The 8154-nt window shown below is 68.5% G+C and carries 10 protein-coding genes; 6 read left to right on the top strand and 4 right to left on the bottom strand.

The annotated features are described in order from the left end of the window. Nucleotides 1-43 precede the first annotated feature (43 nt). Nucleotides 44-667, top strand: a complete 624-nt coding sequence (locus tag NE2_RS21095; protein WP_063028687.1) for a TIGR03085 family metal-binding protein — start codon at nucleotides 44-46, stop codon at nucleotides 665-667. Between the two features lie 114 nt (nucleotides 668-781). After that, complete coding sequence (locus NE2_RS21100; RefSeq protein ID WP_063028689.1) at nucleotides 782-3370, top strand: DNA translocase FtsK; 2589 nt, start codon at nucleotides 782-784, stop codon at nucleotides 3368-3370. A gap of 16 nt (nucleotides 3371-3386) precedes the next feature. On the opposite strand, the gene NE2_RS21105 is transcribed toward NE2_RS21100, so the two are convergent. The 4 genes from NE2_RS21105 to NE2_RS21120 form a co-directional block, all read right to left on the bottom strand. Continuing rightward, the gene (locus NE2_RS21105; protein WP_063028691.1) at nucleotides 3387-3812 is read right to left on the bottom strand and encodes a TIGR03668 family PPOX class F420-dependent oxidoreductase; all 426 of its coding nucleotides are present in this window, start codon (nucleotides 3810-3812) and stop codon (nucleotides 3387-3389) included. A 36-nt stretch (nucleotides 3813-3848) separates the two neighbouring features. Continuing rightward, the gene (locus NE2_RS21110) at nucleotides 3849-4265 is read right to left on the bottom strand and encodes a nuclear transport factor 2 family protein (RefSeq protein ID WP_030513200.1); all 417 of its coding nucleotides are present in this window, start codon (nucleotides 4263-4265) and stop codon (nucleotides 3849-3851) included. A gap of 64 nt (nucleotides 4266-4329) precedes the next feature. Then, nucleotides 4330-4632: a YciI family protein gene (locus NE2_RS21115; protein WP_063028693.1), complete on the bottom strand. Its 303-nt coding sequence runs from the start codon at nucleotides 4630-4632 to the stop codon at nucleotides 4330-4332. A gap of 17 nt (nucleotides 4633-4649) precedes the next feature. Continuing rightward, entirely contained in the window at nucleotides 4650-5192 is a 543-nt protein-coding gene (locus tag NE2_RS21120) for an amino-acid N-acetyltransferase (protein WP_063028695.1), read from the bottom strand. 119 nt (nucleotides 5193-5311) lie between these two features. Between NE2_RS21120 and pgsA the strand changes: the two genes are divergently transcribed. From pgsA to pspA, 4 genes are all read left to right on the top strand, one after another. Next, nucleotides 5312-5974 (top strand): CDP-diacylglycerol--glycerol-3-phosphate 3-phosphatidyltransferase, encoded by a 663-nt coding sequence (pgsA, locus tag NE2_RS21125; protein WP_373862266.1) that lies wholly within the window; start codon nucleotides 5312-5314, stop codon nucleotides 5972-5974. Next, nucleotides 5971-6507 carry a CinA family protein gene (locus tag NE2_RS21130; protein WP_233429845.1) on the top strand — a complete coding sequence of 179 codons (537 nt, stop codon included), beginning with the start codon at nucleotides 5971-5973 and terminating at the stop codon, nucleotides 6505-6507. Before pgsA ends, NE2_RS21130 begins: the two co-directional genes overlap by 4 nt. A gap of 146 nt (nucleotides 6508-6653) precedes the next feature. Beyond that, nucleotides 6654-7025, top strand: coding sequence for a helix-turn-helix domain-containing protein (locus NE2_RS21135; protein WP_030513205.1), 372 nt, complete (start codon nucleotides 6654-6656; stop codon nucleotides 7023-7025). Nucleotides 7026-7244: 219 nt separating this feature from the next. Further along, a complete protein-coding gene (gene pspA / locus NE2_RS21140; RefSeq protein ID WP_030513206.1) occupies nucleotides 7245-8057 on the top strand; it encodes a phage shock protein PspA in 813 nt (270 codons plus the stop codon). Nucleotides 8058-8154: the final 97 nt, after the last annotated feature.

Raw genomic sequence — 8154 nt, forward strand, 5'->3', positions numbered from 1 at the left:
CGCTGCCTACCTCCACCGGGCTCCGACCCATTACGCTCGGCCCATGAGTATGGCTCAACGGGAACGCCGGGCCCTGGTGTCGACCATGACGGCGGTCGGTCCCGACGCCCCGACCTTGTGCGGTACCTGGACGGTGCACGATCTGGCCGCGCATCTGGTGGTACGGGAACGCCATCCCGCGGCCGCACCGGGGATTCTGCTGAAACCCCTTGCGGGATACCTCGATTCGGTGCAGGCGAAGGTGTCCGAGAAGCCGTTCACCGAACTGCTGGAGCAGATCCGCACCGGACCGCCGTGGTGGTCGCCGCTGAAGCCGGTCGACGCCGTGGTCAACCTGACCGAGATGTTCGTCCACCACGAGGACGTGCGCCGCGCCGACCCGGAGTGGAAGCCCCGCACCTTGTCGGCCGAGGACGAGCGCAAGTTGTGGTCGGCGACGCGGCGGATGGCGCGGATGGCGTATCGCAAATCCCCGGTCACCGTCGTGCTGGCGACGCCGGAGGGTGAACGCGTGACGGCGCACAACGTCGGCGGCGATGCGGTGGTACTCACCGGGCAGCCCTCCGAACTGCTGCTTCACGCATTCGGGCGCAACGAGGTCCGCATCGATGCCGCCGGCGGGGTGGACGATGTGGCCGCGGTCTTTGCCTCCGATCGCAGCGTCTGAGACCTTCGCGCGCGTCGTTTCCGGCCGCTGACGGCGTTGTGAGGTCGGCAATGATGTGGTTGGGATGGGTGTTGCGGATGGTCCCGATGGGGCTGTTGCGGCTAGCCTGAGGTCATGGCAGGTAAGTCCCGCGGCACCACGACGTCGAGTTCGCGGGCGGGATCCACCCGGGGGCGGGCTCCGGCGCGGACTCGCTCGGGAGGCGGACGCGCCCGATCGGCGCCGCGTGGCCGCACCACCGCGACCCGCCGGCCGGTGCGCCGGTCACCGCAGACCGCGCCGCTGGCGGTGCTCGGACGCGGTATCGGCAACGGCTGGTCGGTGCTGGCGCGCGGATTCGGCGCCACCACCCGCACCATCAGCCGCGCTGGGGAGATCGAACACGGTCACCGCCGCGACGGAATCGCCTTGGCGCTGGTCGCTTTCAGCGTCGTCATCGCGGCGGCGGTCTGGGTGTCGGCGGGCGGCCCGGTGGGGCACTGGGTCGACACCGCGGTGCGCGCGATCGCCGGCTCCGCCGCGGCCGTGCTGCCGTTCGTGGCCTCCGGTATCGCGGTGGTGCTCATGCGCACCGAACCGCGGCCCGAGATCCGGCCCCGGCTGGTGCTCGGCGGATTGCTGGTGGGACTGCCGGCGCTCGGAATCTGGCATATCTTCGCGGGCGCGCCGTCCGATGCGCATGGGCGCGCCCATGCGGCGGGTTTCGTCGGCTATGTGCTGGGCGGGCCGCTGCGCAACGGGCTCACCGCGTGGCTGGCGGTGCCGCTGCTGTTGCTGGCCATGCTCTTCGGACTGCTGCTGGTGACCGGGACGACCGTGCGCGAGGTCCCGCACCGGCTGCGTGAACTGTTCGGCCTGCCCGATCCCGAATACGGCGAAGACGACGGGCAATACGGGCTCTACGACCCGGAAAACTATGACGCCGACGGCTTTCCGATGCACAAGAGCCGTTCCTCGCGGCGTGGCCGCACCCCCGAGGAGAATTATCCGACCGACGAATTCGGTGGCGCCGACGCCGTCACCGAGGTTCTCGGCGAACCGCCGTTGCGCGATGCGAAAGATATCGCCGAGCCGGACGAAACACCGCCCCCCGCAAGTAAACCCAAGACGCGCAAGCCGCCGAAGGTCGTCGACCAGACACCCGAGCCGCAGCCTCCGCAGCAACTGGAATTCGTCACCGACCGCGAGGTCGACGGGGATTATCAGCTGCCGCCGCTGACCCTGCTGACCGACGGCGATCCGCCGAAGAAGCGCAGCGCCGCCAACGAATCGATGATCGAGGCGATCACCGAGGTGCTGGTGCAGTTCAAGATCGACGCGGCGGTCACCGGTTTCGTGCGCGGTCCGACGGTCACCCGCTACGAGGTCGAACTCGGCCCCGGTGTGAAGGTCGAGAAGATCACCGCCCTGGCCCGAAATATCGCTTATGCGGTGGCCACCGAGAATGTGCGTTTGCTCGCACCGATTCCGGGCAAGTCGGCGGTCGGTATCGAGGTGCCCAACGCCGACCGCGAACTGGTCCGGCTGGCCGATGTTCTCAAGGCGCCGTCTACGCGAAACGACCACCACCCCTTGGTGATCGGCCTCGGCAAGAACATCGAGGGCGAATTCGTCTCCGCGAATCTGGCGAAGATGCCGCATCTGCTGGTCGCCGGTTCCACCGGTTCGGGTAAGTCGAGTTTCGTCAACTCGATGCTGGTCTCGCTGCTGGGCCGCGCCACTCCGGACGAGGTCCGGATGATCCTCATCGACCCGAAGATGGTGGAACTCACGCCGTACGAGGGCATTCCGCATCTGATCACGCCCATCATCACCCAGCCCAAGAAGGCCGCCGCCGCGCTGGCCTGGCTGGTGGAGGAGATGGAACAGCGGTATCAGGACATGCAGGCCAGCAAGGTCCGCCACATCGACGATTTCAACAAGAAGGTGAAATCGGGCCAGATCACCACGCCGCTGGGCAGCGAGCGCGTGTACCGGCCCTACCCCTACATTTTGGCGATCGTCGACGAGTTGGCCGATCTGATGATGACCGCGCCGCGCGACGTCGAGGACGCCATCGTGCGCATCACCCAGAAGGCGCGCGCGGCCGGTATCCATCTGGTGCTGGCGACCCAGCGGCCCTCGGTGGACGTGGTGACCGGTCTGATCAAGACCAACGTCCCCTCCCGGCTGGCGTTCGCGACGTCCTCGCTCACCGACTCACGCGTCATCCTGGACCAGCCGGGTGCGGAGAAATTGATCGGTATGGGCGACGGCCTGTTCCTGCCGATGGGCGCGTCCAAGCCGACCCGATTGCAGGGCGCGTTCATCTCCGACGAGGAGATTCAGGCCGTCGTCGACTTCGCCAAGAATCAGGCCGAACCCGAGTACCAGGAAGGCGTCACCACCGCCAAGGCCGGGGAGAAGAAGGACGTCGACCCGGATATCGGCGACGATCTGGACGTCTTCCTGCAGGCCGTCGAACTGGTCGTCACCTCACAGTTCGGTTCCACCTCGATGCTGCAGCGCAAACTGCGCGTCGGATTCGCCAAGGCGGGCCGCCTGATGGATCTGATGGAGACCCGCGGCGTGGTCGGCCCGAGCGAGGGCTCCAAGGCGCGCGACGTGCTCGTCAAACCCGATGAGCTGGACGGACTGCTGTATTCGATCCGCGGCGGTGGAGAGGCCGAGCCAGCGGCCGAACCCGATGCGATCGATGCCTAGGCTCCCGGTGTAGGCCTCACCCGGTGTAGGCCCAGCCGGTAACGGTCCGGATCTCGACCCGGATGACCGGTCCGCGCGGGGCATTGTCGCGATACTGCGGGTATTTCGCGGTGAGCCAGGCGATCGCCTCCGCGCGTTCGGCGTCGCCGGTGGCGACGGCGGCGGTGCCGTCGAGCCGGACCCACCACAGCCGCGACCAGTCCTCGTCGTATTCGTCGGCCAGCACCGAGACCCGGTTCTCGGCCGCGATATTGCGCAGACGCCGCAAATCCGTCGTCGATTTGGGCTTCTGATCGACCGCGGTGACCAGGATGCGGCCCGTCGGGGAGAGCGCGAAGGTCACGGGCACCAGATGGGGCCGGCCGGTCGGATCGGTCGTACCCAGCCGGGCCACGCGGGCCGCGCGAACTCGCGTCAGCGCCGTATCGGGGTCCAATCGCACCGGTTCACGGTAGATCGCCGGACGGCGCGGTGTGGCCTACAGCGTCGCGTTCTCTCGCTGGATCTGCTCGGCCGCCTCCGCCTGGATGCGCTCGAACTGCGCACCCATCGCCGCGGCCAGGGCATTGGCCGCCGAGAGCGGGCGGACCATCACCATCAGATCGTCGATGCGGCCCGCCTCGTCGGTGTGGATGAAATCCGCACCGGTGACGTGCTTACCGTCGACCGTCGCCTCGAAAATCAGCGTCGAGTCGTGCCCGCCGGCGTCGGTGATCTCGCGGACGTAGCGGAAGTCCTCGAACACCCGCATGACGCCGCGCAGAATCGCGGCGGTAATGGCCCGGCCGGGATAGGGCTTGAACGCCACCGGGCTGGTGAACACGACGTTCTCGGCGAGCAGCGCCTCGATCGCCGCGCTGTCGCGTGCCTCCACGGCCTGTCGGAATGCCTGCATCGCCACCTCGCATATGCAACTGGTTGACTATGCCGAGCATCGTAGCGGGCTTCGCCGCGCCTGCCTAGGCGTTCGGCGCCGCCTGTGCCGAGAAGGCGCCCATCACCGGGGTCCATTCCAGGAATCGCTTCGCGTCGATCAGCCCCTCCCGGGCGAACGGATCGGCCGCGAGCAGCTCCTCCAACGCCGCGGCATCGTCGGCGCGGAACAGCAGCAGCGCGCCGGAGCCGTCGGCATACGGCCCGGTCGACAGGACCACACCCCGGTCGACCAGATTCGACAGCCATTCCCGATGGCGGGGCCGATGCTCGTCGCGCCCGGCGACGGTGGCATCGGAATAGGTGTAGTGGACGGCGAAGATCGGCACGCGCGCTCCCGAAAGATTCAGAGGGTCAACAGCATTCGAGTATTGCCGAGGGTGTTCGGCTTGACGTAGCTGAGGTCGAGGAATTCGGCCACACCGGTGTCGTAGGAGCGGCACATCTCCGCGAACACTTCCGCCGTGACGGGCGTGCCGTCGATCTCGGCGAACCCGTGCCGGGAGAAGAACTCCACCTCGAAGGTCAGCACGAACAGTCGCTGCAGCTGGAGTTCGCGGGCGGTCGCGATCAGCTGATCCACGATCAGGCGCCCGACGCCCTGTCCTTTGGCATCGGGGTGGACCGCGACCGTGCGCACCTCGCCCAGATCGGCCCACAGCACGTGTAATGCGCCACATCCCACCAGGCGCCCGTCGACCTCGGCCACCCAGAATTCCTGGACCGCCTCATAGAGTGTGACGAGATTCTTCTCCAGCAGAATGCGGCCCGCGTAGACGTCGACGAGGCTTTTGATCTCGGGCACATCCGAGGTGCGGGCGCGTCGGACGACCACGGTGCCGGGGCCGGTGGCGCCGATCGAATCAGTGTGGTGTGCCCGCGTCGTCATGGGGTGCACAGTAGTCGGGTCGTTAACCGATAGTCTGGTGGAGTGCCGCACATCTCGTCCGCCCGCCTGCCTCGATCCGCCGGGGGCCGCGGCTGCGTGCATTCCGGCCGGGGGTGCCGGTGAGCGTGCAGAGCGACGATATGGACCGGACCTGGGCCGAGGCCGGCAGAGCGCGGGCGAATCTCGTTCCGCCGCAACCGATGCGGACGGTCGAGCCGTCCGCGGTGCCGCTGATGAACATCGCCAACATTCTCACGGTCCTGCGCATCGTGATCGTGCCGATCTTCCTGCTGGCGCTGTTCGCCGCCGGCGGCCACGACACCGGGTGGCGGATCGCCGCGGCCGCGCTGTTCGGCGTCGCGGCCATCACCGACCGCATCGACGGCCAGCTCGCGCGCAAGTACGGACTGGTCACCGACTTCGGCAAATTGGCGGATCCGATCGCCGACAAGGCGTTGATCGGTGCGGCCCTGATCGGATTGTCGGCCCTGGGCGATCTGCCGTGGTGGATCACGGTCGTGATCTGTGCCCGCGAGATCGGTGTGACGTTGCTGCGACTGGCGGTGGTGCGCCGCGGGGTGATTCCGGCCGGCCGCGGCGGTAAGGCCAAGACCCTGGTGCAGTCGGTGGCGATCGCCGTTCTGCTGCTGCCGCTGGCGGGCGCGTGGGCGAGCGCCGGAATGGCGCTGATGTATGTCGCCGTGGTGCTGACCGTGGTGACCGGACTGGATTACGTGGTGCAGGCGGCCCGGTTGTGGGCGCGGCCGGTCGAGCGGCGGTGACGACGGTGGGCACCGAGGTGGCCGTCGCCGACCCGCTGGACGCTGTCCCCGAGGCCGCCGAGCTGGTGGCGACGCTGACCCGCGTCGGTGGGACCGTGGCCACCGCCGAATCCCTGACCGCCGGTTTGCTCGCGGCCACCATCGCGGGGGTGCCGGGAGCCAGTGTGGTGTTGCGCGGCGGAGTGATCGTCTACGCCACCGATCTCAAACATCGCCTGGCCGGCGTGAGCGAGGACACCCTGGCCACGGACGGGCCGGTCGCGGCCGGAACCGCCGAACAGCTCGCCGTCGGCGCGCGCACCGTGTGCGGGGCCGACTGGGGGATCGGATTGACCGGCGTCGCCGGGCCGGACCCGCAGAACGGCTGCCCGGTCGGCACCGTCTTCCTGGGGCTGAGCGGGCCCGAAGGGACCGAGGTGGTGCGGTTGCAGCTGGCCGGGGACCGGTGGACGATCAGGATGAGCGCGGTTCGCACGGCCGTCGCGGAGCTGCTGCGCCGCGTCGGTGGCGGCGACCGCACCGGCACCGGCTGACGACGGCTTTCCGGTGGCTGCCGATCGGTTCCCGCGGACGGGAACCAACGGGGTGGCATGCGACGTTGGCACTGTAGACGGAGGGTGCGTCACGCTCGACGGCGGTCGCGCTCGGCCCGGTGAGGCGAGAACGTGAGGAGAACGAGATGACGCTGCTTCGAGAGGCCATCGGCGAGAGTCTGCGGCGCGCTCGGATCGCCCAGAGCCGGACCCTGCGCGAGGTGTCCACGTCGGCACGCGTGAGCCTGGGCTATCTGTCCGAAGTCGAACGCGGCCGGAAAGAGGCCTCGAGCGAACTGCTGGCCGCGATCTGCCAGGCGCTGGACGTGCCGCTGTCGCAGGTGCTGGTCGACGTGAGCGCCACCATGGCCGACGCCGACGCCCCGGCCCCCGCGACGGAGACCGCCGACACCGCGCCCGCCGCGAGTGCGTCGGCCCGTGCCGGAATCGCCGAGGACACCCGGATCGTGATTCCGGCCCCGAAGGCCGAGAAACTGGTCTTGGTGCAAGCGAAGTGACTCGCCGCGTACCGGCGATCACAACTGCCGGCGCCGGGTCGGCGCCGGCAAGGCTGTACGACGGAGCGGAAACCGATAGATTCTCTGTAAGCGTCGGTTACGGGTGGTTCGGCAGCCCGGATCCGATGCCGTGGAGGATAGGGACACAGGGGTGCGTGACGGTCGCGCACCGCCGCCGTGCTGGGGCGCGGCGTAGTCAGATGGAGGCGGGATCAATCGATGGCTAATCCGTTCGTGAAGGCCTGGAAGTACCTGATGGCCCTCTTCGATTCGAAGATCGAGGAGCATGCGGATCCGAAGGTGCAGATTCAGCAGGCTATCGAGGAAGCCCAGCGTCAACACCAGGCCCTGTCGCAGCAGGCCGCGTCGGTGATCGGTAACCAGCGCCAGCTGGAGATGAAGCTCAACCGTCAGCTCGACGAGGTCGAGAAGCTCAACGCCAACGCGCGCCAGGCCGTCCAGCTGGCCGATCAGGCCAATGCCGCCGGCGACGCCGACAAGGCGATCCAGTACACCAACGCCGCCGAGGCGTTCGCGGCCCAGCTGGTCACCGCCGAACAGTCCGTCGAGGACCTGAAGGTGCTGCACGACCAGTCGCTGCAGGCCGCCGCCCAGGCCAAGAAGGCGGTCGAGCAGAACGCCATGCTGCTGCAGCAGAAGGTCGCCGAGCGCACCAAGCTGCTCAGCCAGCTCGAGCAGGCCAAGATGCAGGAGCAGGTCTCCGCATCGCTGCAGCAGATGGATTCGACGCTGTCCGCACCCGGCAGCACCCCCAGCCTGGACGCGGTGCGCGAGAAGATCGAGCGTCGCTACGCCAACGCGCTGGGCGCCGCCGAGCTCGCGCAGAACACCGTGCAGGGTCGCATGATGGAGGTGCAGCAGGCCAGCGTGCAGATGGCCGGCCACAACCGCCTCGAGCAGATCCGCGCCTCCATGCGTGGCGACGCGCTGCCCTCGGGTGACTCCGCCGGTCAGTCCATCGCCAACCCGGCTCAGCCGCAGGTGAACAAGGGCCAGGCCGCGCAGCAGTAAGGCGCGTAGCGGGTCGATCGGAAGGCTGGGCAGATGGGACGAACGCGGGCAGGTAACGAGCCCGCGCCGACCCGTGCGCGGCCCTGGTCCCGATCCG

Origin of the sequence: Nocardia elegans NBRC 108235, from assembly GCF_001612845.1 — a bacterium.
GTDB classification, from domain to species: Bacteria; Actinomycetota; Actinomycetes; order Mycobacteriales; family Mycobacteriaceae; genus Nocardia; species Nocardia nova.

Bases quoted from the DNA above. Each gene is read 5' to 3' on its own strand.
- NE2_RS21095 (WP_063028687.1), top strand. From the start codon at position 44: ATGAGTATGGCTCAACGGGAACGCCGGGCCCTGGTGTCGACCATGACG.
- NE2_RS21100 (WP_063028689.1), top strand. From the start codon at position 782: ATGGCAGGTAAGTCCCGCGGCACCACGACGTCGAGTTCGCGGGCGGGA.
- NE2_RS21110 (WP_030513200.1), bottom strand. From the start codon at position 4,265: ATGCAGGCATTCCGACAGGCCGTGGAGGCACGCGACAGCGCGGCGATC.
- NE2_RS21120 (WP_063028695.1), bottom strand. From the start codon at position 5,192: ATGACGACGCGGGCACACCACACTGATTCGATCGGCGCCACCGGCCCC.
- NE2_RS21135 (WP_030513205.1), top strand. From the start codon at position 6,654: ATGACGCTGCTTCGAGAGGCCATCGGCGAGAGTCTGCGGCGCGCTCGG.
- pspA (WP_030513206.1), top strand. From the start codon at position 7,245: ATGGCTAATCCGTTCGTGAAGGCCTGGAAGTACCTGATGGCCCTCTTC.